This is a genomic window from [Enterobacter] lignolyticus SCF1, assembly GCF_000164865.1.
Classification (GTDB): domain Bacteria; phylum Pseudomonadota; class Gammaproteobacteria; order Enterobacterales; family Enterobacteriaceae; genus Enterobacter_B; species Enterobacter_B lignolyticus.
The window spans coordinates 3,445,638-3,469,248 of sequence record NC_014618.1 but is presented as its reverse complement, the minus strand read 5'-3'; the positions used below and the strand labels follow the sequence as shown (position 1 = coordinate 3,469,248).

21 protein-coding genes are annotated in these 23,611 nt (G+C 58.6%); 12 read left to right on the top strand and 9 right to left on the bottom strand.

Features of this window, described 5'->3' with window-relative positions; genetic code table 11:
- Positions 1-5 precede the first annotated feature (5 nt).
- On the top strand, positions 6-3,152 hold the full coding sequence (locus ENTCL_RS16195; RefSeq protein WP_013367224.1) for a CusA/CzcA family heavy metal efflux RND transporter: 3,147 nt from the start codon (positions 6-8) through the stop codon (positions 3,150-3,152).
- Positions 3,153-3,201: 49 nt separating this feature from the next.
- Here the strand turns inward: ENTCL_RS16195 and ENTCL_RS16190 are convergent, their stop codons facing one another.
- Complete coding sequence (locus tag ENTCL_RS16190) at positions 3,202-3,939, bottom strand: peptidoglycan DD-metalloendopeptidase family protein (RefSeq protein WP_013367223.1); 738 nt, start codon at positions 3,937-3,939, stop codon at positions 3,202-3,204.
- Between the two features lie 422 nt (positions 3,940-4,361).
- Between ENTCL_RS16190 and ENTCL_RS16185 the strand changes: the two genes are divergently transcribed.
- Positions 4,362-5,375, top strand: coding sequence for an aldo/keto reductase (locus ENTCL_RS16185; RefSeq protein ID WP_013367222.1), 1,014 nt, complete (start codon positions 4,362-4,364; stop codon positions 5,373-5,375).
- Between the two features lie 51 nt (positions 5,376-5,426).
- On the opposite strand, the gene ENTCL_RS16180 is transcribed toward ENTCL_RS16185, so the two are convergent.
- The 3 genes from ENTCL_RS16180 to chrA all read right to left on the bottom strand — a co-directional run bounded on the left by ENTCL_RS16180 (position 5,427) and on the right by chrA (position 9,259).
- Positions 5,427-7,337, bottom strand: a complete 1,911-nt coding sequence (locus tag ENTCL_RS16180; protein WP_013367221.1) for a putative bifunctional diguanylate cyclase/phosphodiesterase — start codon at positions 7,335-7,337, stop codon at positions 5,427-5,429.
- Positions 7,338-7,347: 10 nt separating this feature from the next.
- Positions 7,348-7,848 carry a putative pterin-binding protein gene (locus ENTCL_RS16175; protein WP_013367220.1) on the bottom strand — a complete coding sequence of 167 codons (501 nt, stop codon included), beginning with the start codon at positions 7,846-7,848 and terminating at the stop codon, positions 7,348-7,350.
- 211 nt (positions 7,849-8,059) lie between these two features.
- Positions 8,060-9,259, bottom strand: a complete 1,200-nt coding sequence (chrA, locus tag ENTCL_RS16170; RefSeq protein WP_013367219.1) for a chromate efflux transporter — start codon at positions 9,257-9,259, stop codon at positions 8,060-8,062.
- Between the two features lie 355 nt (positions 9,260-9,614).
- On the opposite strand from chrA, the gene ENTCL_RS16165 reads away from it, so the two are divergent.
- From ENTCL_RS16165 to ENTCL_RS16150, 4 genes are all read left to right on the top strand, one after another.
- A complete protein-coding gene (locus tag ENTCL_RS16165; RefSeq protein WP_013367218.1) occupies positions 9,615-10,916 on the top strand; it encodes an NAD(P)/FAD-dependent oxidoreductase in 1,302 nt (433 codons plus the stop codon).
- A gap of 13 nt (positions 10,917-10,929) precedes the next feature.
- Positions 10,930-11,295 (top strand): cupin domain-containing protein, encoded by a 366-nt coding sequence (locus ENTCL_RS16160; RefSeq protein ID WP_013367217.1) that lies wholly within the window; start codon positions 10,930-10,932, stop codon positions 11,293-11,295.
- A gap of 182 nt (positions 11,296-11,477) precedes the next feature.
- Complete coding sequence (locus ENTCL_RS16155; protein WP_013367216.1) at positions 11,478-12,977, top strand: APC family permease; 1,500 nt, start codon at positions 11,478-11,480, stop codon at positions 12,975-12,977.
- Positions 12,955-13,536 carry a DUF3156 family protein gene (locus ENTCL_RS16150; protein ID WP_013367215.1) on the top strand — a complete coding sequence of 194 codons (582 nt, stop codon included), beginning with the start codon at positions 12,955-12,957 and terminating at the stop codon, positions 13,534-13,536. The genes ENTCL_RS16155 and ENTCL_RS16150 overlap by 23 nt, the downstream gene beginning before the upstream one ends.
- On the opposite strand, the gene ENTCL_RS16145 is transcribed toward ENTCL_RS16150, so the two are convergent.
- Positions 13,518-14,402, bottom strand: coding sequence for a hypothetical protein (locus tag ENTCL_RS16145; RefSeq protein WP_013367214.1), 885 nt, complete (start codon positions 14,400-14,402; stop codon positions 13,518-13,520). The genes ENTCL_RS16150 and ENTCL_RS16145 overlap by 19 nt on opposite strands.
- 84 nt (positions 14,403-14,486) lie before the next feature.
- Positions 14,487-15,167 carry a helix-turn-helix transcriptional regulator gene (locus ENTCL_RS16140; protein ID WP_013367213.1) on the bottom strand — a complete coding sequence of 227 codons (681 nt, stop codon included), beginning with the start codon at positions 15,165-15,167 and terminating at the stop codon, positions 14,487-14,489.
- 222 nt (positions 15,168-15,389) lie between these two features.
- Between ENTCL_RS16140 and ENTCL_RS16135 the strand changes: the two genes are divergently transcribed.
- On the top strand, positions 15,390-16,286 hold the full coding sequence (locus ENTCL_RS16135) for a LysR family transcriptional regulator (RefSeq protein ID WP_013367212.1): 897 nt from the start codon (positions 15,390-15,392) through the stop codon (positions 16,284-16,286).
- A 1-nt stretch (position 16,287) separates the two neighbouring features.
- Here the strand turns inward: ENTCL_RS16135 and ENTCL_RS16130 are convergent, their stop codons facing one another.
- The 3 genes from ENTCL_RS16130 to ENTCL_RS16120 are packed head-to-tail and all read right to left on the bottom strand — an operon-like array spanning position 16,288 to position 17,471.
- Positions 16,288-16,698, bottom strand: a complete 411-nt coding sequence (locus ENTCL_RS16130) for a DUF6691 family protein (RefSeq protein ID WP_013367211.1) — start codon at positions 16,696-16,698, stop codon at positions 16,288-16,290.
- A 16-nt stretch (positions 16,699-16,714) separates the two neighbouring features.
- Entirely contained in the window at positions 16,715-17,143 is a 429-nt protein-coding gene (locus ENTCL_RS16125; RefSeq protein ID WP_013367210.1) for a YeeE/YedE family protein, read from the bottom strand.
- Complete coding sequence (locus ENTCL_RS16120) at positions 17,133-17,471, bottom strand: ArsR/SmtB family transcription factor (protein ID WP_013367209.1); 339 nt, start codon at positions 17,469-17,471, stop codon at positions 17,133-17,135. Before ENTCL_RS16120 ends, ENTCL_RS16125 begins: the two co-directional genes overlap by 11 nt.
- Positions 17,472-17,810: 339 nt before the next feature.
- Here ENTCL_RS16120 and ENTCL_RS16115 point away from each other — a divergent pair, with 339 nt between their 5' ends.
- From ENTCL_RS16115 to pheP, 5 genes are all read left to right on the top strand, one after another.
- Positions 17,811-18,938: a BamA/TamA family outer membrane protein gene (locus ENTCL_RS16115; protein ID WP_013367208.1), complete on the top strand. Its 1,128-nt coding sequence runs from the start codon at positions 17,811-17,813 to the stop codon at positions 18,936-18,938.
- A gap of 26 nt (positions 18,939-18,964) precedes the next feature.
- Positions 18,965-19,942 carry a hypothetical protein gene (locus ENTCL_RS16110; RefSeq protein ID WP_044611989.1) on the top strand — a complete coding sequence of 326 codons (978 nt, stop codon included), beginning with the start codon at positions 18,965-18,967 and terminating at the stop codon, positions 19,940-19,942.
- On the top strand, positions 19,942-21,072 hold the full coding sequence (locus ENTCL_RS16105) for a BamA/TamA family outer membrane protein (RefSeq protein WP_013367206.1): 1,131 nt from the start codon (positions 19,942-19,944) through the stop codon (positions 21,070-21,072). The genes ENTCL_RS16110 and ENTCL_RS16105 overlap by 1 nt, the downstream gene beginning before the upstream one ends.
- Positions 21,072-22,178, top strand: coding sequence for a DUF4056 domain-containing protein (locus ENTCL_RS16100; protein ID WP_013367205.1), 1,107 nt, complete (start codon positions 21,072-21,074; stop codon positions 22,176-22,178). The genes ENTCL_RS16105 and ENTCL_RS16100 overlap by 1 nt, the downstream gene beginning before the upstream one ends.
- A 95-nt stretch (positions 22,179-22,273) precedes the next feature.
- Positions 22,274-23,608, top strand: coding sequence for a phenylalanine transporter (gene pheP, locus ENTCL_RS16095; RefSeq protein ID WP_013367204.1), 1,335 nt, complete (start codon positions 22,274-22,276; stop codon positions 23,606-23,608).
- Positions 23,609-23,611 lie beyond the last annotated feature (3 nt).

The window sequence follows — 23,611 nt, the reverse complement described above, 5'->3', positions numbered from 1 at the left end:
CGGCAATGATTGAATGGATTATCCGGCGTTCGGTCGCCAACCGCTTTCTGGTGATGATGGGCGCGCTGTTTCTCAGCGTGTGGGGGGCCTGGACCATCGTCAACACTCCGGTGGATGCGCTGCCCGACCTCTCCGACGTGCAGGTGATTATTAAAACCAGCTATCCGGGGCAGGCGCCGCAGATTGTTGAAAATCAGGTAACTTATCCCCTGACCACCACCATGCTGTCGGTGCCGGGCGCGAAAACCGTGCGCGGCTTTTCCCAGTTCGGCGACTCCTACGTGTACGTGATTTTTGAGGATGGCACCGATCTCTACTGGGCCCGCTCCCGCGTGCTGGAATACCTGAACCAGGTACAGGGGAAATTACCGGCCGGGGTAAGCTCTGAAATCGGCCCGGACGCCACCGGGGTGGGCTGGATCTTCGAGTACGCGCTGGTGGACCACAGCGGCAAGCACGACCTGGCGGCGCTGCGCTCCCTGCAGGACTGGTTTTTGAAATACGAGCTGAAAACCATTCCCAACGTGGCGGAAGTCGCCTCGGTGGGCGGGGTCGTAAAACAGTACCAGGTGCAGGTGAACCCGCTGAAGCTCTCGCAGTACGGCATCAGCCTGCCGGAGGTAAAAGCGGCGCTTACCGCGTCAAACCAGGAGGCGGGCGGTTCGTCGGTGGAGATCGCCGAAGCGGAATATATGGTGCGCGCCAGCGGCTACCTGAAAACGATTGATGATTTTAACAATATCGTGCTCAAAACCGGCGCTAACGGCGTACCCGTCTATTTACGCGACGTCGCCCGCGTGCAGATTGGCCCGGAGATGCGCCGCGGTATTGCGGAGCTCAACGGCGAAGGAGAGGTGGCCGGCGGGGTTGTGATCCTGCGTTCGGGCAAAAACGCCCGTGAGGTCATCTCGGCGGTTAAAGAGAAGCTCGATACGCTGAAAAAGAGCCTGCCGGAAGGGGTTGAGGTGGTTACGACCTACGACCGCAGCCAGCTTATCGACCGGGCGATTGATAACCTCAGCGGGAAGCTGCTGGAAGAGTTTATCGTGGTCGCGCTGGTCTGCGCCCTGTTTCTCTGGCACGTGCGCTCGGCGCTGGTGGCGATTATCTCGCTGCCGCTGGGGCTGTGCATTGCGTTCATCATCATGCATTTCCAGGGGCTGAACGCCAATATTATGTCGCTTGGGGGGATCGCCATCGCCGTGGGGGCGATGGTGGATGCCGCCATTGTGATGATCGAAAACGCCCATAAGCGGCTGGAGGAGTGGGAGCATCGCCATCCCGGCGAACGCATCGATAACGACACCCGCTGGAAGGTGATTACCGACGCTTCGGTAGAGGTGGGGCCTGCGCTGTTTATCAGCCTGCTTATCATCACGCTGTCGTTTATCCCTATCTTCACCCTCGAGGGGCAGGAGGGGAGGCTGTTCGGCCCGCTGGCGTTTACCAAAACCTACGCCATGGCGGGGGCGGCGGCGCTGGCGATCGTAGTGATCCCTATCCTGATGGGCTTTTGGATCAGAGGGAAAATTCCGGCGGAGACCAGCAACCCCCTGAACCGCGTGCTGATCAAAACCTACCACCCTTTGCTGCTGAAGGTGCTGCACTGGCCGAAGCTGACGCTGCTGGTCGCCGCGCTGTCTATCTTCACGGTTATCTGGCCGCTGAGCCGGGTAGGGGGCGAGTTTTTGCCGAAGATCAACGAAGGCGATTTGCTGTATATGCCATCGACCCTACCGGGCATTTCGCCGGGGCAGGCCGCCGTACTGCTGCAAACGACGGACAAGCTGATTAAAACAGTGCCGGAGGTGGCCTCCGTTTTTGGCAAAACCGGTAAAGCCGAAACGGCGACCGACTCTGCGCCGCTGGAGATGGTGGAAACCACCATCCAGCTGAAGCCGCAGAGCGAGTGGCGCCCGGGGATGACCATCGACAAGATAGTCGAAGAGCTGGATGCCACCGTGCGGCTGCCGGGGCTGGCGAACCTTTGGGTGCCGCCTATCCGTAACCGTATCGATATGCTGTCGACCGGGATTAAAAGCCCGATCGGCATTAAGGTCTCCGGCACCGTGCTGGCCGACATCGATGAGACGGCGCAGCGTATTGAAGAGGTGGCCAAAACCGTACCCGGCGTAGCGTCCGCGCTGGCGGAGCGCCTTGAGGGTGGGCGCTATATCGATGTGGATATCAACCGTGAAAAAGCCGCCCGTTACGGCATGACGGTAGGCGATGTCCAGCTGTTCGTCTCCTCGGCCATCGGCGGGGCGACGGTGGGGGAGACCGTGGAGGGCGTGGCCCGCTACCCGATCAACATCCGCTACCCGCAGGGGTTCCGCGACGGTCCTGAAGCCTTAAGGCAGATGCCTGTCCTGACGCCGATGAAGCAGCAGATCACCCTCGGCGACGTGGCCGACGTGAAGGTGGTCTCCGGCCCGACGATGCTGAAAACGGAAAACGCCCGCCCGGCGAGCTGGATTTACATCGATGCCCGCGGTCGCGACATGGTGTCGGTGGTTAATGACCTGAAGGCGGCGATCGGTGAAAAAGTGCAGATGAAACCCGGCACCAGCGTGGCGTTTTCCGGGCAGTTTGAGCTGCTGGAGCACGCCAACAAGAAGCTGAAGCTGATGGTGCCGATGACGGTGATGATTATCTTCATCCTGCTGTATCTGGCGTTCCGCCGCGTGGACGAGGCGCTGCTTATCCTGATGAGCCTGCCGTTTGCGCTGGTGGGCGGCATCTGGTTCCTTTACCTGCAGGGGTTCCATATGTCGGTAGCGACCGGTACCGGGTTTATCGCGCTGGCTGGGGTCGCCGCCGAGTTTGGCGTGGTGATGCTGATGTATCTGCGCCATGCGATAGAAGCGGAGCCTGAGCTTCTCAGCCCCGAGACCTTCAGCGAGCAGGGGCTGGACGAGGCGCTGTACCACGGCGCCGTTCTGCGCGTGCGGCCAAAGGCGATGACCGTGGCGGTGATCGTGGCCGGCCTGCTGCCGATCCTCTGGGGCACCGGCGCCGGTTCGGAGGTAATGAGCCGTATCGCCGCCCCGATGATCGGCGGGATGATCACCGCGCCGCTGCTGTCGCTGTTTATTATCCCGGCGGCCTATAAGCTCATCTGGCTGCGCAGGCATCGGGTGAAAAAAGCGTAACGGCACAAGCACACTGGCGCAGGCCAGTGTGCTTATTTTATGGGGGGAGTCAGTCCAGGTACTGCTCGTATTCTTGCATATGGGCGTAGGCGTGCTGCTCAAGCTTGCTTAATCCGGCCTTCTGCGGGCGAAACGCCAGGGAGTTCACCGGTTTGTCGTTAATCAGCAGCTCGTAATGCAGGTGCGGGCCGGAGGAGCGGCCGCTGTTGCCGGACAGGGCGATGCTGGCGCCGCTTTTGACCTGCTGGCCCTTCTTCACGAGGATCTTATTGAGATGCAGGTAGCGGGTTTTGATACCGGCTTTACCGCTGACCTCAACGAAATAGCCCATGGTTTTGTTGTATTCCGCTTTGGTGACCGTGCCGCCAATGACGCTGACCACCCGGGTTTTCATCGGCATCGAATAATCAATGCCGTTGTGCGGGCTGACTTTGCCGGAGACCGGGTTGACCCTGGCCGGGTTAAAGGTGGAGCTCAGGCGCGCGGAGGCCGGTTTAGGGTAGGCCATGTTGACCTTCGCGATGTTGTCATCGAGCTTATAAAACGCGCTGTCGGAAATTCGGTAGGCGGTATATTCGCTTTTCCCGGCGGACAGCTTGTAAGCGACGATGCGAGACTTGCCGGACTTTTTCCCCACCACCAGGCGAATGGACTCATTTTTTTTGAGCTGCTTCAAATTAACGCGTTCAGGAATAGAACGTTTAAGCGCCGCAATTTCGCTTGATTCCAGCCCTGATTTGCTGGCGGTAATATAAAAATTGTCCTTGACGACATCGGTCGAATACATGTCTGCGCTTCATCGGTAATTTCGTTGTGGCTCAGCATACTACGGCCTGAGCTGCCCGCTGTCACCCCTTCTGACGCAGGATCCCAATACCGATGCTCATAATATTTGTAACATATCTTTTATTACGCCTGCTGCAGCTAATATGGGCGCTTTACGAGAAATCCGATAATCCGTAGCGGCATATCTTTGGTTAATTAGCCAGCGAAATTTATAATATTTACACGTATTGAATTATCCTGATGGAATATATTTTTATATAAATGAAATATTATTTTTTCCGCTACGCGGCTTGCGTGAAGCCGCGCTGCATTCATGAATCCCATTCATAGGACTATCCGGGCGGCGCGGGTTAATCCGCCGGGCGCTCTGCTGCTACACTTTTGGTCAGAAAAATCGGTCATCTGAACAGAGGGCGTTACCCTATGAATTATCACGCGTTGGGCCGCAGCGGCCTGAAAGTCTCCCGGCTTTGCCTTGGCGCCATGATGTTTGGCGACAGGACGCCTCAGGCGCAGGCGTTTGACATCATCAGCCATGCGCGGGATGCGGGCGTCAATTTTATTGATACCGCAGATGCCTACGGCGCAGGCGTATCAGAACAGATCGTCGGCGCCGCGATCCGCGCCGATCGCGACCGCTGGGTGGTGGCGACCAAAGCGGGGTATCCCGCCGGTCTTTTATCGCCGACCGCTGCCGATTTGTCGCGCGGTTATCTGCTACGCGCGGCGGAGCGCAGCCTGAAAAACCTGGGAACCGACTGTATCGATCTCTATTATCTGCACCGTGACGATCTCGCCACTCCGCTGGAAGAGACGGTGCGGGCGCTGGCCTGTCTGCAGCAGCAGGGAAAAATTCGCTATATCGGGGTCTCGAATTTCCGCGCCTGGCGTCTGGCGGAGCTGGTGCGGTTGTGCGATGAGGCCGGTATCGATCGTCCGGCGGCCTGCCAGCCGCAGTACAACGCGATGAACCGAATGCCGGAGGTTGAGCTGCTGCCCGCGTGCCAGTTTTACGGCGTGGGCGTGGTGCCCTATAGCCCGCTGGCGCGCGGTGTGCTGACCGGGAAATACGCCCGCGTGGATAACCTGCCGGAAGGTAGTCGCGCGGCGCGGGGCGACCGACGGATCCTGCAAACCGAGCTGCGCCCCGAGTCGCTACAGGCGGCGCTGCACATCAAAGCGCATGCCGAAGCGCGCGGAATGACGACCGCGCATTTCGCGATTAACTGGGTGCTGAATAACTCGCTGGTTGATGCGGTTATCGCCGGGCCGCGTACGCTCGAACAGTGGAAGGGCTACCTTGCGGCGCTGGAGGCGCCCGCCTTTACTGCCGATGATGAAGCGCTGGTCGACGCGCTGGTGCCGCCAGGCCATCCGTCGACGCCAGGTTTTACCGACCCGGCCTATCCGGTGACAGGGCGCATTCCGCGCCTGTAGCATAACCGCGAGCGGGAGCAGGGCGCTGCAGCGCAGCGCCCTGTCCGACGGTCAGAGCTTTAGCTGGCCGGGAGGGGCCGGTTTGCCAATCAGGTACCCCTGAATCAGGTCGCAACCTAACGTTTTCAGATAATTAAGCTGCACTTCGGTTTCCACGCCTTCGGCAATAATCCGCATGTTAAGGCTTTTGCCGAGGCTGACGATCGCCTTAAGAATGTTCAGATCGCCGTGCTGCTGGGTGATATTTGACACAAATGAGCGATCGATCTTTATCGTATCGAAGGCAAACGAGCTTAAGCGCGACAGCGACGAGTAGCCGGTGCCGAAGTCATCAATCGAGATGCTCAGCCCGAGGTTGCTCAGCGCGCGCAGGGTGGCAAGCGAGCGGGCGCTTTGGTTAACAAAGTTGGATTCCGTGATTTCCAGCTCGAGTCTGGCAGCATCCAGGCCGTTTTTCTTAAGCTCGGACCGCACGATATCCGGCAGCGATTCATCCAGCAGCTGCAGCGGTGAAATATTTACCGCTACCCGGGTCGATGGCGCCCACTGGGTTGCCTGCTGGCAGGCCTGGGCGAGAACCCATGCGCCAATAGAGTGGATAAGCCCCGTTTTTTCGGCGACCGGGATAAAGACCTCCGGCGATATCGCGCCCCGTGCGGGGTGGAACCAGCGAAGCAGGGCTTCATAGCCGTAAATCTCGCCGCTGACGGCATCGGCAATCGGCTGGTAGTACACTACCAGCTCGTTATTTTTCACCGCGTTCGCCAGGTCATTTTCAAACGACCGGTTATCAAGGAGATCCTCCAGCATATACTGCTGGAAGTTGCGCACATTGCCGGGGCCAATGCTTTTGGCGTCGTACAGGGCGAGGTCGACGCATTTATACAGATAATCAGCGCGGGTCTCCGTACTGGAAACAATCAGGCCGATACAGGTTTCCACGCTGACCGAGGTGCCATATACCTGGTACGGCATGCTGATATTATCCCTGATGGCGCAGGCCAGGCTGTAGGCCTGTTTTTCGGTCATATCGCTGGACAGGATGGCGAATTCGTCGCCGCCGAGACGATATAAAACGACGGATTCATTAATAAACAGCGACAGCCGCTCGGCGATATCGATAAGCAGTTTATCTCCGGCATCATGACCCATGGTGTCATTCACCGCTTTAAAGCGGTCGAGGTCGAAAAGCATCACCACCACCGCGGATTTGGTGTCGATAAGCTCCTGCATTTTTTGCCAGAACAGCAGCCTGTTCGGCAAGCCCGTCAGCGAGTCGTGATAGGCGACATACTCCAGTTTTTCATTTTTGTTCTGCAGGTCTTCTTTGGAGATGTGGAGATCCTGAGCCAGCAGCTCCATTTTCCTGTGGGCTTTTCGCAGATTATTGTTTCGCGTTAACGTCAGAAATCCTAAGGTAAAACTCAGGATAATCAGCATCAGCGAAATAAACGAATAGATATAGTACAGATAGCGAATCTTATCGTGGGTGCTATTAACGATATCGATATCTTTGCTTAAGGCCTCGGAGGCGATTTCGCGCAGCGGAGCTTCAAGGTCACGCATGCCGCTAAGCATCTGGACAATTTGTCCGCTGCTGAGGGTGCCGAGCTGTTTGTCGAGCGTCACCAGGTATTTTTGCACATCGGTGATAGTGGCAAGCGCATCCGGATTTTTCCGGATGTACTTGCCAAGATCGCCTTCTTTCAGCAGCGTGCTCTGGCTTGTCATAATATCCAGACGCATGCGCACATCATCTATACTGACATCGTTAGAGCCAACGGCATACAGCGCCAGGCTAGCCTCTAATCTGAAATATTCAGAAACGATTTGTGAGACAGACCATGAATCGGTGTAGCGAGTCAGTTTCTGCAGCTCATTTTGTCTTTCCTGAACAAGATAAGTTATGTAGCCAGTTAAAGCGAAAAGAAAAAGAATGATGACAGTAAGAATGCGGTTCAATCTACAGCCCCTATTGCACGATTATCCGGGCGACCTGCCAGGCTGAACGGGCATAATAAATCTGGTTATTGAGTTCCGGACTGCTGTCATAAGGATAAATGATAAACAATGGCCCTTTATCACGTACGGGCATTAAATTACCATTACGTTTGTAGGCCAAAATAGCATTAAACTTTTTAAGGTCATCAACCGGGACGCTGATCGTATAGTCATTCAGCGCGACGACTTTCACCGTCTGGCCCTGGGCGTTCACTTTGTCAAACAGCTTATTAAAAGAGACGCCGTCAAAGCGCATACGTCCGTCATACCATGGCGTGGTGGTTTCAATTGTCGCTACGCCCAATTTTTCAAGGTCGGCAATGCTGAATTTCTGCGGCTCACCCTGGCCGTTGCTTCCTATTTTTCCAGAAATTGTCAAAACGACCTTGTCTTCTGGCGCGGACGTCGTCGATGCTGCATAACATGTCGACAGGAAAAGGGATGAGATTACAAGATATAGGAAGATTCGCACATTAAGCCCCTCGCTCTAAAAAACATGAAAGGAAAGTGTATTTCCTCGCCATTTAAATCAATACATCGGTAACATGCTGTTCACATTATAACAGAGCCTGGCTAAAGCAAGCAAAAAAACGACGGGAGATAACGTTAAGGGACATGAAAATAAATATATTGCCAGGTAATTAATATGCAAGGCATTCACGTTATTTTTTTGTCTCCTTACGTTACAAGCTCAGCCACCCTCCGACGGCGCCGACGGTAAGTACCACCAGCCACGGCGGAAGTTTCCAGAACATCAGCGCAATCAGGGCGCAAATCGCGAGACCAAAGTCCTGCGAGGTCAGTATCGCGCTGGTCCATACCGGCTGGTAAAGGGCCGCCAGCAGCAGCCCCACCACGCCGGCATTGACGCCGCACAGCGCTGCCTGCATGCGCGGGCTGCGGCGCAGGCGTTCCCAGTACGGCAAAACCCCGGTCACCAGTAAAAAGGAAGGGGTAAAAATGGCGAGCAGGCAAATAGCGCCGCCAAATACGCCGGAGGGCGGTGTATTCATGGCCGCGCCAAGAAATGCCGAGAAGGTAAACAGCGGGCCGGGAAGCGCCTGCGCGGCACCGTAACCGGCAAGAAAGATGTCATTATTTACCCAGCCGTGGGGAACGACTTCCGCCTGCAGCAGCGGCAGCACCACGTGCCCGCCGCCAAACACCAGCGACCCCACCCGGTAAAAGGCATCGGCCATCAGCAGCGTCTGGTCGGGATGAAGCTGCGCCAGCAGCGGCAGTCCCACCAGCAAAACGGCGAACAGGCAAAGGCTAAGCGCACCGGTACGGCGGCTGACGGACAACGGCAGCGGATCGCTGCCGGCGCTTAGCGGCGGTTTGCACAGCCGCAGCCCGAGCAGCGCCGAGGCGGCAATCACGCCCGCCTGGCTCCAGGCGGCTGGCGCGGCCAGCGCCACGCAGGCCATGGCGGCCATCAGCGTGATGCGCGGTACATCCGGGCAGAGCGTGCGGGCCATTCCCCATACCGCCTGGGCGATGACGGCAACCGCCACCACTTTTAGCCCGTGCAGTACGCCCGGCGGCAGCGCGGCGTGGTGATGGGCAATGCCGAGGCCAAGCAGGATCATGACCAGCGCGGAAGGCAGCGTGAACCCCGCCCAGGCGGCCAGCGCGCCCCGATAGCCGGCGCGCGAAAGCCCAAGCGCGATGCCGACCTGGCTGCTGGCCGGACCGGGCAGGAACTGGCACAGGGCCACCACGTCGGCGTAGCTGCGCGCCGTCAGCCACTGCCGGCGCGTGACAAACTCATCGTGAAAATAGGCCAGATGGGCGACTGGCCCGCCAAACGAGGTCAGCCCCAGCTTTAAAAAGATGAAAAAGACCGGCCAGAAGCTGCGGCCGGCGGCGGGAGAACGGGGCATGTGTTGTACCTTCTGCGCTGATGCCTGTGCTGTTGAACGTAGCAGGCGCTCGCCGTTTTGCCACCAACGCCGCCGGACGATGAATAATGCGGAAAAGATCTATTACGGGGTAAAAATAAAGACCCGGCGTTAAATGACTACAGAATTATTTGATGATTAGCGTATTAATAATATTGGCGTAATACAACGGCGCCGTTTTTATTATTTTTTGTTATGACATTCTTCGCGCGAAAAATATTTTCACCGCCGTTTTTCCCTCCGCGCATCGTTCTAAAGGATGTCGTTCTTCCGGACGATATCCAGCCCTCTGGCGTCGTGCTGAGATGGAGGCCTTGGCAGGAGATGGGGTGATTCTATGAACATCAAAATCGATGCGCTCAACTACTACGGCGCGACGAAGAAATACCAGCTGCACTTTCCGGCGCTACAGGAAGACATTGAGGCCGACGTGGTTATCATCGGCGGCGGCTTTTCGGGGATTAACACCGCACTGGAGCTGGCAGAGCAGGGGATAACCAACGTGGTGGTGCTGGAGGCGCGCCATCTCGGCTATGGCGGCACCGGACGCAACGGCGGCCAGGTGATGGCGGGGATCGGCCACGATATCGAAGCGGTGAAAAAGCATGTCGGCAAAGAAGGGCTGGAGACGCTGTTTAAAATCGCCAACCTCGGCGCCGGGATCATTCGCGAACGCATCCGCAAATACAATATTGACGCCGATTTCGTCCCTGGCTACGGCTATCTGGCCTACAACTCCCGTCAGCTGAAAACGCTGCAGCAGTGGGAAAAGGAGTTTAAGGCGGCCGCCCCGGATGAAGACATTGAGCTCTACACCGGCCGCGACGTGCATAAAGTCGTGGGCTCCGACGTGTACTGCGGCGCGCTCAAGCATATGGGCGGCGGGCAGATCCATTCGCTGAATATGCTGCTGGGCTCCGCCCAGGCGGCCGCATCGCTGGGCGTGAAGATTTATGAATCCTCTCCGGTGGTGGAGGTGAATTACGGCAAAGAGGTGCGCGTGCGCACCGCGATGGGCAGCGTGAGGGCAGCAAAAATGCTGTGGGCCTGCGACAGCTTCCTCAACAATATGGAGCCGGAAATCTATAACAAGACGCTGGTCACCTACTCCTATCAGGTGTCGACCGCGCCGCTATCCGATGAGCTTATTGAGCGGATTAGCCCGCTGCGCGGCGCGTTCAGCGATATCCGTCCGGTGATTAACTACTACCGGGTGACCCGGGAAAACCGTCTGCTCTTCGGCAGCGCCACGCGCTTTGTGGAATACACCCCGACGGATTTCGCCGCCTGGAACCGCACGCTGATGGCGGAGGTGTTCCCCTACCTGAAAGACGTGAAGATAGACTTCGCCTGGGGCGGCCCGATGGCCTGCAGCGCCAACCTGTTCCCGCAGATCGGTACGCTGCGCGATCGCGACAACGTGTTCTACGTGCAGGGGTACTCCGGCTTCGGCGTTACGCCCTCCCATATCGTATGCAAAATTCTGGCGGAAGGGATCGCCGGCGGATCCGATCGGTACCGTCTGATGAGCCGTATTCCCCACGCCACCATTCACGGTCGCGACAGCCTGCGTTTGCTGCTGGTCACCGCCGGGAAACTGATGCATCAAACCGCCGGCTTCTGGAAAGGCCGCAGTTAATCTGGAGAAACTGATGAAAGCGTTCAAACTCAACCAACCCGTTCCTGAATTGCATCCTATCGGCAGCGTCAGCCTGCTCGGCGCCACGCCGACCGAGGGCGACCCGCAGGTCGCCGCCGCCATGGTGTACGGCGAACCGCAGGATGCCTTTACCTGCGGTCTCTTCTCCTCAACCAAAGGAAGCTTCACCATGACCTATCCGTTTACCGAACATGCCACCGTCCTTGAGGGAGAAGTCGAGCTGACCGTGGCGGGCGGCGAGCCGCAGCGCTTTGCGCCTGGCGACAGCTGGTTTGTGAAACAGGGCACCGAAGTGGAGTGGAAAATTCTGACCAGCCGCTTCGTGAAGCACTACCTGGCAAACGTCGAAAGCCGCTAACGCCGTCGTTGTCCTCCCCGGTGAGAAGCGGCGGGGAGGACAATTTTGCTCATCGTCACAAAATCATCCGCTCCTCTCCACCTTCAGGACGATATTCGTTGAGCGGGATGCCTGCATAAATTATGACTATCCCGGAACGGTTGCGCCGTTCCCTGGCCCTACACCTTGTGCAGAGGTTGACTATGTTCAGTAACAGACTCGCCAGCCATCTTGAACGCGGCGTCGTGGGTTTTCCCACCACGCTCGCCAGCTCCGTCGGCTTAATCATGGCAAGCCCCGTCATTCTTACCGTTACCAGCGGTTTCGGCATGGGGGGCGATACATTCGCGCTGGCGGTGCTGCTGGCGTTTATTATGATGCAGGCCCAGGTCACCACCTTCGCCGAGGCGGCCACGCTCATCCCCACCACCGGTTCGGTGTATGACTACATCTCCTGCGGGATGGGGCGCTTTTTTGCCATTACCGGCGCGCTGTGCGCCTACCTTATCGTCCACATCTTCGCCGGAACGGCGGAGACCATCCTCGCCGGGATCATGGCGCTGGTAAACTTCGAGTCGATCAACGCCCAGATGGCGGCGCACCAGAACACCTGGATGGTGGGGGTGGGCATGGTGGTCGTTTTCGGCCTGCTGAACGCCATCGGCATTGAGATTTTTGGCAAGGTAGAAGTGGTGCTCACCTTCGGGATGTGGACCACGCTGACCATTTTCGGCCTGTGCGGCATCTTTATGGCGCCCGTCACTCATCAGGCCGGATGGTTCGGCACCCCGGTAAACGTCAGCGATCTTTCCGGGCTGTTCGGCTATATCGGCATGGCGATGTTCATGTTTGTCGGCTGCGAGCTGGTCACGCCGATGGCCCCTGAAATTAAGCAGGCGCACCGCACCATTCCCCGGGCGATGGCGCTCGGGCTGCTGGGGGTCGCCAGCTGCATGTTTATCTACGGCGCGGCGATTAACCGCCAGGTGACGAACGTGGTGGTGGATGCGGCGAACAATGTGCATCTGCTGGATACGCCGATGGCAATCCCGGCGTTTGCCGAGCGCGTCATGGGGCATGCCGGGCAGTACTGGCTTGGCGTGGGGCTGCTGCTGGCAGGCTGCGCGACGATCAATACGCTGATGGCCGCGGTGCCGCGCATCATCTACGGTATGGCGCTGGACGGCGCGCTGCCGCGCTTTCTGACCTGGCTGCACCCGCGCTTTAAAACGCCGGTGATCGCCATTGCTATCGGCGTGGCGATCCCCTGTCTGCACGCCTGGTATCTGAACGGCGATCTGGATCGTATTGTGCCGCTGATCCTTGCCGCCGTCTGCGCCTGGGGCGTTGCCTATCTGCTGGTGACGCTGTCGGTGGTGCTGCTGCGTATTCGCCGTCCGGACCTGCCGCGCGCCTACCGCTCGCCGTGGTTCCCGCTGCCGCAGATTATCTCAAGCGTCGGGATCGTTATCGCGATTATCAACATTGCCCCGCCGGGCATGAACAGCCGCGACATTCTGGTGCCGTTCGGCGTGATGCTGGGCCTTACCGCCGGGTATGCGCTGTTCTGGACGGTGTGCGTGCAGCGCGTCAACCCCTTTAAGCCGCTGGCGGTAGAAGAGGTGGTTGAGCGGGCAATCGGTCAGTATGACGCCCATAACGTGGGAGAGGGGGTTCCGGATGCGCTCCGTCCCCTGCTTTAACACGCCGCTGTTAAACGCCGTTTCGCGCGATTTAGCAGGCTGGCCCACCGAGAAGCGCTCAGAGCGCAGCGGCGTGCTGCGCCTGAGCGACAGCGCCGAGGTGACCTACAGCCAGCGGCAAAAGCGGCTGTTTATGGCCAGCATCCAGAGCTGTGAGTTTAGCGTCGAGGGGCCGGTAAACCGGCCCCTGCAGGGTAAAATTCGCGCGCATCAGTCCGGGTGGTTTACGCGCCATCCGGTGACCTTTGTCGCCGGTAAACGCGCGGCGGCTGACGCGGCGGCGGCCTGGCTCAACGGCTTTCCTAATCTGCAGGCCACCCTGAGCGAGCTGGACTACCGCCGCTTTTCGCTGGTGATTACCGACCAGAAATGGTGCTGCACGATTGAGCCCTGGGGGGCCAGCGAAGTGGTTTGCAAACTGCCGCCGCTGCGCCGCTATTTGCGTCTCGAACCGCAGCAGCGGATGCTGCTGCTGAGCGTGATGAATATGGTCAGCCAGGCGATGGGGCAGCTGATGGACGCGGGCGCTAACCGCGCTTGTCAGGCTAAAGCCGGGTAAAAACGAAACGTCCCCTGTTCCTCCCAGACCAGCGTCAGCGGCAGCTGATGCTGGTCTCTTATCTGCGCAATGAAGGCGGTATCTTGCGTATTGCAGGGCGCGTCCAGCACAATCCACAGCGCGTCGGCGCGGACTGACTTATTGTAGTACTGATAGTCCAGCAGCTGTCCGAGCGCAGCGCGGATCTCCCGCTTTGTCGAGCTTCCGGCGACGGGCTTGAGTTCGCAGTAGATATTCAGGCCGTGACGCGATAACAGGACATCGACGCGATCGAGCGTATTCGCCAGCCGGTGTTCGTGGCGGCAGGCGTAACCCTGCATCTGCATACTGCGGGTGAAACGGCCAGCCAGCGCGTTATGAAGCTGTCTGACGTCAATCACCCTGCCGTCAACGACGCGAATAATGGGGGCGTAATCCGTCTCGTCGGGCGAGGTGTTCCCCGGCTGCGAGGGCGTAAAGCCCGGAATGTCGTGCTGGCTGAAAAAATCGGCCAGCAGCTGCAGGTCGTCGGCCGTGCGGATAATCAGGTCGATATACTCAATTCGGCGGCTGCCATCACGGTTGGCGAGCGTTTTTGCATAGGGATGAAAGGCGGGACGCGTCTGCGCTTTATCCACACGGATGCGGACGCGGGAATAGTGCGCGGTGCAGCTGACCCTGACCGTATTTCCCTCTTTGCTCCACGCATTAAATACGTAGTGCGGGCTTGTCTGCTTATTAATGTAGCCGTGGTTATCCCCCACGTAGCCGCTGAGCAGAAGGTTAAGCACTGGATCGAAATGCAGGCGGGCCTCTGGATGACGCGTAAACCAGGCGGCGGCCTGAGGCTTGACGGTGATATCTGGATTGCGCGGCGTTCTGTCCATGGTCCGTAAGGGGTTGATGGGTCTTGCTTATTTTATCGGCACGCGGCGAGGATACTTTATTGCCGGCGGAAACGCAGCCCTGCGTTACAGCGGCGCTCGCTGACCTGCCGGCATCAGGGTTCTGGAGACAAGCTCGGTGCGGTTCACCACCTCGGTTTTGGCGAAGATATTGCGTAAATGCGTTTTCACCGTCGAGAGCGAAATATCCAGCTGGCGGGCAATCAGCTTATTGCTCGCTCCTTCGCGCACCATGCTGACGATTTCCCGCTCTTTGGCGGTCAGCATCTCCGACAGGGCATCGTCATCCTGCAGCAGCTCGTGGATAGCCAGCTCGACCAGCGGCAGCACCGCCTGCGCCCGCAGCCGCTCTTCGCTGGAAAACGGCGTATCGCGCATCAGAGAAATTCCTGCCACAATCCGCCGATCGCGGCGGATAAAAATCTCCGTCATATCGCGAACGTTATTCGGCAGCATAAAGTCGTGATAGTAGTGGCGATAACGGTCATACAGCCCAGGGGTCATTCCCGCCATGGTAATCGAAGGATGGGTGAAGCGGGAGGGCAGCAGGGGGTCGAGCGGCTGGAAATGTTCCAGGTACTGCTGATGCGTGTTCTCAGAAATATTGTGCAGAATGTAGTTCTCCGGCGTCGTGCGCTTATTCACCCGATAAAACACCGCCGACGACAGCGGGATAAGCTGCGAAATTGTCTGCAGGCAGCGGGCAATAATCGCATCATTATGACGAGACATTGATAACGCGGACATATTGTCTCCTCCCGTAAAATGAGGGCGCGCCAGGCGGATTGAGAACCATGAAACAAGCATATGTTTTACAAGTTGGTAACACAATGCTTAATATATTAACAATGTGAAGTGAGTTACATAATTTATCGTAATGCGTTGTTAAGTAATGGGTTGATTTCATTGCTTAGCCTGGCGGTACTGCTTTTGTTAAAATGTTAATGAATATTGTGAAGGACAGGCATCATGTTGAAAGAAAACTTCAATGAGCTGCAGATCTTCCTTGTGGTCGCCCGGGAACGCAGTTTTACCCGAGCGGCGGCCCGGCTTGGCGTATCGCAATCGGCGTTAAGCCACGCGATGAAGGCCCTGGAAGCGCGCTTAAACCTGCGCCTGCTGACGCGCACCACCCGCAGCGTCGCGCCGACCGAGGCCGGAGAGCGGGTAATTGCCTGTCTGGCGCCGCGGCTTGACGAACTGGAGCGCGAGCTGGAAAACATTGTTCAGCTCAACGGCGTCATCTCCGGCAACATTCGCCTTTCCGCCGGGGAGCACGCGGCGCGCCGTCTGCTGTGGCCGAAGCTAAAGCCGTTTCTGCAGGCCTGGCCGCAAATCAATATTGAGCTGGTGGTCGACAATGGTTTTGTCGATATCGTTGACGGCCGGTTTGACGCGGGCGTGCGGCTGGGCGAAAGCGTTGATAAAGACATGGTGGCGGTGAGAATCGGCCCGGATATGCGGATGGCGGCAGTCGGGTCGCCCGGCTATTTTGCCGCGCGGGGGATCCCGCAGACGCCGCACGAGCTACAGCAGCACCGCTGCATCAACATGCGGTTGCCCACCGCGGGCGGGCTGTATCACTGGGAGTTTGAAAAAGACGGTAAACCGCTGCGCGTAGGGGTCGAGGGGCAGCTGACCTTCAACCTGCTGGCCGAGCGGGTCGACGCCATCGTCAGCGGATTCGGCATTGGCTTTGTGCCGGAGGATATGGTGCAGGATGAGCTGCGCGCCGGCGCCCTGGTCCGGGTGCTGGAGAGCTGGTGCCCAACGTTTCCCGGCTACTACCTTTACTACCCAAGCCGCCGACAGCATCCTCCGGCATTTGCGCTGCTGATTGACGCGCTGCGCGATAGCGGGGCGTGACTCAGCGACGCTCCAGCCGCTGAAACAGCCACATCCCCGCGATCATGGCGAGGACAAACCCGACGCCCTTGAGCTCGCCCGCGCCCAGCAGCACCAGGCCTGGCCCCGGGCAGATGCCCGCCAGCCCCCAGCCAATGCCAAACAGCACGGCGCCGCCGACCAGCCGCTTGTCGAGGGTTGAGGAGGTCGGCAGAACCATTTTATCGCCGTAGATTGGGCGCTGGCGTTTCTTCGCCATGCGAAAGGCGAAAAAGCCGATGCTGATAGCGCCGCCCATCACAAACGCCAGCGACGGGTCCCACTGCCGGGTAATATCCAGAAATCCGGTGACCTTCGCCGGGTTCGCCATTCCGCTTATCAGCAGGCCAAGGCCGAAAAGCAGGCCCGCCAGAAAGGAAAAAAAGAGGTTCATCTTAACTCCGTATCCGTTAACGCCAGAAACCGATAACCCAGACGGTCACGGCGGCGACGACCATAAAGGTCAGCGTCGCCACCAGAGAACGCAGCGACAGCCGCGACAGCCCGCAGACGCCGTGGCCGCTGGTGCAGCCGGAGCTATAGCGCGTTCCCAGGCCGACCAGCAGCCCGGCGAAGATTATCGTGGGCCATGACGCGGCGATATCGCGCTCGGGCAGGGCGGTGAAGGCCCGATAGAGCAGCGGCGCAACGACGATCCCGGCAAGAAACGCCAGCCGCCAGCCCTTATCGCTGCTGGTGCGGGACAATACGCCGCCGAGAATGCCGCTGATGCCCGCGATGCGTCCGCAAAACAGAATCAGCACCCACGCCGCCGCGCCGATAATCAGGCCGCCGATAAAGCTCTGGACGGGCGTGAAGTGCGCGATATCAATCATCATATTCCGTTACCTCGCCGGTGTTTTTCGGACAGTAGAGTTCATACAGCGTGTTGAGGAGCGTCAGGATATCCGGGGCGGAGATGCGGTAGAAAATCTGCTTACCTTCCCGGCGGGTGCTGACCAGGTTTTCCCGCCGCAGCACGCCAAGCTGCTGCGACAGGGTCGGCTGGCCTATGCCGAGCGCCGCCTCTATTTCGCTCACCGATGCTTCGCCCTGGCTCAGGTGGCACAGCAGCAGCAGACGGGTTTCATTGGCGAGCGATTTCAGCACTGCCGCCGTTCTGCCTGCCGCCGCCCGCATCTGTTGTTGATTGATTGGCGCGTTCATCGCTTCCCTCAAATAACATTATATATATTTATATAATATAAAAATTAATATTGTATGGCAAGTGACCTTATGATGTTGCGGCGGCGATCTTGAATAAGCGACGCGCTGGTCTATGCTCAAAACAATGTGTTAGCTAAATGTTTATCAATAACCAGATGAATAATAAAGAAAATTAAAAACCTCTGTGGATAGGGCTATGAGCAAAACCGAGCAGGCGTCATGTGGATGGTGCAGTTTGCCAGATAAATTATTTATTTTTATACTTTTCATGGCTTTACCGCATGCTGTGAGGGCCGGTAGAGTCTATGCCCCCGATTTATCCCCTGAAAGGCTTCTGTCATGAACCGCAAAGTGCGGTTAAGCGTCCTTCTCCTGGCGCTGATGGTTTACGGGCCGTGCCGGGCGGCAGGGTTTCTCGACCCTGAAGACGGTATGCCCGACATGAGCGACTATCTGCGCGATAACCGTTACGGTTTTTTACCCGTTCCGATGGTGATTACTGAACCGGCGGTCGGCTACGGCGGCGGGCTGTTCGGCCTGTTTCTGCACGGCAAGGGAACCCAGCAGGGCGAGCGCTTTATCCCGCCCGCCATGACCGCGTTTGGCGGCGGCGGAACGCAGAACGGCAGCTGGTTTGTCGGCGGCGGTCATCGGCACACCTGGAATGACGACCATATTCGCTACCTCGTGGCGATGGGCTATGCCGACGTGAATCTGGATATCTACTCCGGCGACGTCGCCGGATTTGGCCACAGTAAGGCTATCGCCACCCAGACCAAGGGCTACGGCGGTATGCAGAAGCTGCAGTTCCGCGTTGGCGATACCCCGGTATTTCTTGGCGTGTCCCAGTTTTATGCGCGGATGGATATTTCGGCGGATAACGGCCTGGTCAACCGCGCCTGGCAGCGGCTGTTCGGCGCGGACAGCACCTCGTCCGCCGTAGGGCTGGTGGCGGAATACGATACCACCGACAACTTTTTCTATCCGCGCAAAGGCGCATCGCTGAGCGGGGAGTACCGCTTTTACAGCAGCTTTCTCGGCGGCGACTACCGCTACGACCAGCTGACGCTGGACGGTAAATATTACTACCCGCTGACCCGCTCGCTGACGCTGGCGGTGGCCGGGAACTATCAGGCATTAATGAACCAGCAGCAGCATCTGCCGCCGATGGCGCGACCGGACATCAACCTGCGCGGCATCTCCCGCTATCGCTACCAGGGCGACTATGTCGGCACCGTGCAGACGCAGCTTGCATGGCAGGTGACGCCGCGCTGGATAGTGCAGGGGTTTGTCGGCGCCGGCAGCGCCGCCGATGAGGCAAGCCAGCTGTTTGATACCACGGAAGTTGCCTGGGGCACCGGGTTTCGCTACCTGATCGCCCGCCAGTATGGGTTGTACACCGGTGTTGACGTCGGTTTTAGCAAAAATGAGCAGGCCGTCTACTTCAACGTCGGCTCCGGGCTGTAAGTAAAATTGATAATGAGAAGATGATGATGAAATGGACGCAAACTCTGCTGCCGCTGTTTCTGCTCTCTGGCGCCGCTTACGGCGCCAGCACTGCGACCGGTACCGATAGCAGCGACGAAGAGAAAACCGAAACCGGCAGCACCTTTCCCATCTGGGGCGATGAGGCGCGGGCGCGAGGTTACGAGATCCCGCTGCCGTTCGGTATCAACCTGAACTACATGAACATTCGTCAGGATATCGGCGTCGACAGCATCATGTTCTCTGGCCTGAAGCTTGGCGATCACCCGATTCCCAGCGATATGTTTGAAATTGACGCCGGGCACACCCGGGAGAGCAGCAAAACGGAAACCCTGCGCATGGATATGTGGGTGTTTCCGTTTTTGAATATTTACGGGTTATACGGTTACACCAAAGGGTCGTCGGTCTCCACCGTGTCGGTAGACGCCGATCCGACGAAGTTTACCGGGATCAACCGTATTATCGCCGGATCGGTCCATCGCCTCTACCAGCAGGGCTCCCTGCAGGACATCGATTTCACCCTCGATTTCAAGGGGCGAACCTGGGGCACCGGCGCGACGCTCGCGGGCGGCTATGGCAACTGGTTTGCGCTGGTTGACACCAACTACACCCGTACCGATTTTGATATCCTCGACGGCAATATTTCCGCGCTCACCGTTTCGCCGCGCGTCGGCTACCGCTTCAGCTTTGAGGGCATATCCGGGCCGTCGCACCTGAGCCTGTGGGTGGGAAGCATGTATCAGGACGTGCAGCAGGAGTTTAAGGGCAACCTGTCCGATTTGCAGATGCCCGCCGAGCTGCAGCCGCTGATCAATGCGGTCAACAAAGACGGCGACGGTAAATTCGCCGTGAAGCAGCACCTGAAGTCGCCGTGGAATATGCTGGTCGGCGCGCAGTACGAGGTGACGCGCAACTTTAACGTGCTGACGGAGTTCGGCTTCAACGAGCGTAATAGCTTCTTTATCTCCGGCGAATACCGATTCTGATGACGCGAAATGGCGTGCTGCTGGCGGGGCTGGTCGGCGTGGTGTTCGCCTCGCCGCCGACGTTTGCGCTGGACAGGCAGTCGGTGGATGCCTTTCTCGGCAAGCTCGGGGCCGACAATCAGTATGATGCCAGCAAGGGCATCAACTGGAGCGTGCTGCCCGGGCCGTTTTACACCCCCGAGCTGCGGCTCGGGCTCGGCATGGCGGCGGCGGGCATTTACCGCGTCAACCCGCAGGATACCGTCACGCAAAATTCGTCGCTGTCGTTTACCGGCTTTGCCAGCACCAGCGGCGCGCTGGGCATCGGCTTTACCAACTATACGTTTTTTACCGACGATCGCTGGCGGCTGTTTGTCGAGGGGAATATCGCCAAAGTGCCCACCGGCTTCTGGGGCGTTGGCTATGATGCCGCGCAGGGCAGCGAGCAGAAGTACACCGACAATTCCGTCCGGCTGCATCCTCAGCTTTTCCGTCGGCTGGCGAATAACCTGTATGTCGGCGTCGGCTGGGATTTCTCGGCGATGAACGCCGACGTTGACGACCCGCATCCCGGCGATAAATTTTCCCGGTTTACCACCTCAACGTCGCCGCTAAGTTCCGGCGCAACGGTCAGCATGCACTACGACACCCGCGATGTGATTACCCGCCCCACGCGCGGGCAGTTTTTTAGCATCGAGTACAGCGTATTCGACCCGGCGCTCGGTTCCGATACCCACTTCACCGCCGCGCAGGTGCAGTACAATTATTATGCGCCACTGGATGAAAAGCGGGTGCTGGCGTTCGATCTGTGGGGGCGCTTCACCCACGGCGACGTGCCCTGGGACCGGCTGTCGCTGGCCGGGGATAACCGACGGCTGCGGGGCTACTACCAGGGGCGCTATCGCGATAAAGACGTGGTCAGCGGGCAGGTGGAGTACCGCCAGAAGCTCGACTGGCGCAACGGCTATGTGCTGTGGATGGGCGTCGGGGCGCTCGGCGGCTCGCCGGGCGAGCTGAGCGAGCATCCCCTTTTGCCGACGGTGGGCGTGGGCTATCGGTTTGAAGTGAAGCCGGATATGAACATTCGGCTGGATTTGGGCGTTGGCCGGGATACGGCCGGATTTTATTTTCAGGTCGCGGAGGCCTTTTAATGCGTGGTTGGTTGTTCACTTTTCTGCTGTGCGCCTTTTGCGCAACCGCGGGCGACGCGGTATTGCCCACCCCGGTCGTGCGCGGCGTTGCGCCGGTGGCGCGGCATCTTTCGCCACCGGAGTCGCTGCGTCCGTGCTGCGCGTTTGGTTACGATCTGAAAGTGCGGGCGCTGGGCGTGCCGATCCCGGTGTATCAGATAGGCAACGTGCTGACGCTGGATACGCTGGGCAACCATCGCTATAACGACAGCGCGCTCGGGGCGGTAAAAAACCTGGTGGGGCTGAGCGAGGAGGCGAACGGCCTGCTGTATACCCACCGCGGCGGGTTTATCGATATTGCCCATGTGCGCGATACGGCGGACAACACCTTCTACCTGTTCACCCGCCTGTATCCGAAGCTCGGGCAGCGCTGGCGTCTGTTCTATAGCGAAGAGCTGGGCGTTCGTCGCGTCCAGCTGAACGCCTTTACGCCCCCGTCATCGCCCGCCCAGCGCTATACCCTCGCCGCCTGGCTTGCGGGAAAGCTGGCCTTTGAGCTGGCGCAGTGGCATGAGGTGGCGCAGTGGTATGGATTCCAGTCCGTACCCGGTTTTTCGGAGGAGATATCCGCCTTTTCGCCGGAAGATCTCTACTCGAATTTATTAGGCGCCAGGCTTGCCATTCATGTGATTCTGTCGGGGCATGCCCGTTCGGTTGATGATTACAATCGGGCGATGGATGCCACGCTTCGCCAGGCGCTGGTAGGGCTGAATGTGGCCACGCGCGAGGAGAGCGAGCAGATGTTTCGCGCGGTGGACGGCGACTGGTGGAACAGCAGGCGCCGGGTGCCGGATAAATTTCTGGTGCTGAAACGCAATTACTCGCTCAGCGATAACCGCCTGCCTACGCCGGTGCCGTTTGAAAAAGCGACGCCGTATCAGCTGGAGATCCCTGAAACCATTAACGGCTATGTGCTGGCGCGCCTGGGCGAGCTGCAAATTCACCCCGGCAACGATATGCAGCAGCTGCCGATGCCCGCCGGCTACTACACGCCGCGCCAGTTCCAGGTTCTGGCACGTCGCGCTGAACAGGCCGACGAGGTTCAGCTGCAGCGAATGCAGAAATAAACGCGCTGCTCCGCCCTGCCGCCGGGACGAAACTTGCGGCAAGGCGGGCTAAGTGTTAAAAGGTGCCCCTTCATAAAACGCTACAGGGGAAAGACGTGAAAAACGCGTCAACCGCGTCCGGACAAACGCAATCGGATGCTGAGTCGGATAACCAGCCGACGCTTCACCGCGGCCTGCAAAACCGCCACATTCAGCTCATCGCCCTCGGCGGAGCCATCGGCACCGGCCTGTTTCTGGGAATTGGGCCCGCCATTCAGATGGCCGGTCCTGCGGTCGTGCTGGGCTACGCCATCGCCGGGATTATCGCCTTTCTTATCATGCGCCAGCTGGGCGAGATGGTGGTAGAAGAGCCGGTTTCAGGCTCCTTCGCCCATTTTGCGTATAAATACTGGGGGCCGTTCGCCGGGTTCCTGTCGGGCTGGAACTACTGGGTGATGTTCGTGCTGGTCGGCATGGCGGAACTCACCGCCGCCGGTATTTATATGCAGTATTGGCTGCCGGATGTGCCGACCTGGGTCTGGGCGGCGGTGTTTTTTATCATTATTAACGCCGTGAACCTCGTCAATGTACGCCTGTACGGCGAGACGGAGTTCTGGTTTGCGCTGATCAAAGTGCTGGCAATTCTCGGTATGATCGGTTTTGGCCTGTGGATGCTGTTCAGCGGCCACGGCGGCGAGCGCGCGTCGGTGGATAACCTCTGGCGCTATGGCGGTTTTCTGGCGACCGGCTGGCAAGGGCTGGTGCTGTCGCTGGCGGTGATTATGTTCTCGTTCGGCGGGCTTGAGCTGATTGGGATCACCGCGGCGGAAGCGCGCGACCCGGAAACCTGCATCCCGAAAGCGGTAAACCAGGTGGTGTACCGTATTTTGCTGTTTTATATCGGCTCTCTGGTGGTGCTGCTGGCGCTGTACCCGTGGGTGGATATTAAATCCGACAGCAGCCCGTTTGTGATGATTTTCCATAATCTTGACAGCAACGCGGTGGCTTCTGTGCTGAACTTCGTCATTCTGGTGGCTTCGCTGTCGGTGTATAACAGCGGGGTGTACTCCAACAGCCGCATGCTGTTCGGCCTTTCCGTGCAGGGCAACGCGCCGAAATTCCTCACCCGCGTCAGCCGCCGCGGCGTGCCGGTGAACTCGCTGCTGCTCTCCGGTGCGATTACTTCGCTGGTGGTGGCGACGCTGCTGCTGAACTGGCTGATGATCTGCATGGCGCACCTTAAGTTTCGCGCCGCGCAGCGCCGCAAAGGGCGCGAGCCGAAGTTTCGCGCGCTGTTTGCGCCCGCAAGCAACTATCTGTGCATCGCGTTTTTGCTGATGATCCTCGGACTTATGCTGACGATTGACGACATGCGCCTGTCGGCCATCCTGCTTCCGGCGTGGGTGGTATTCCTGTTTGTCGTCTTTAAGACGCTGCGCAAGCGCGGGTAAGGC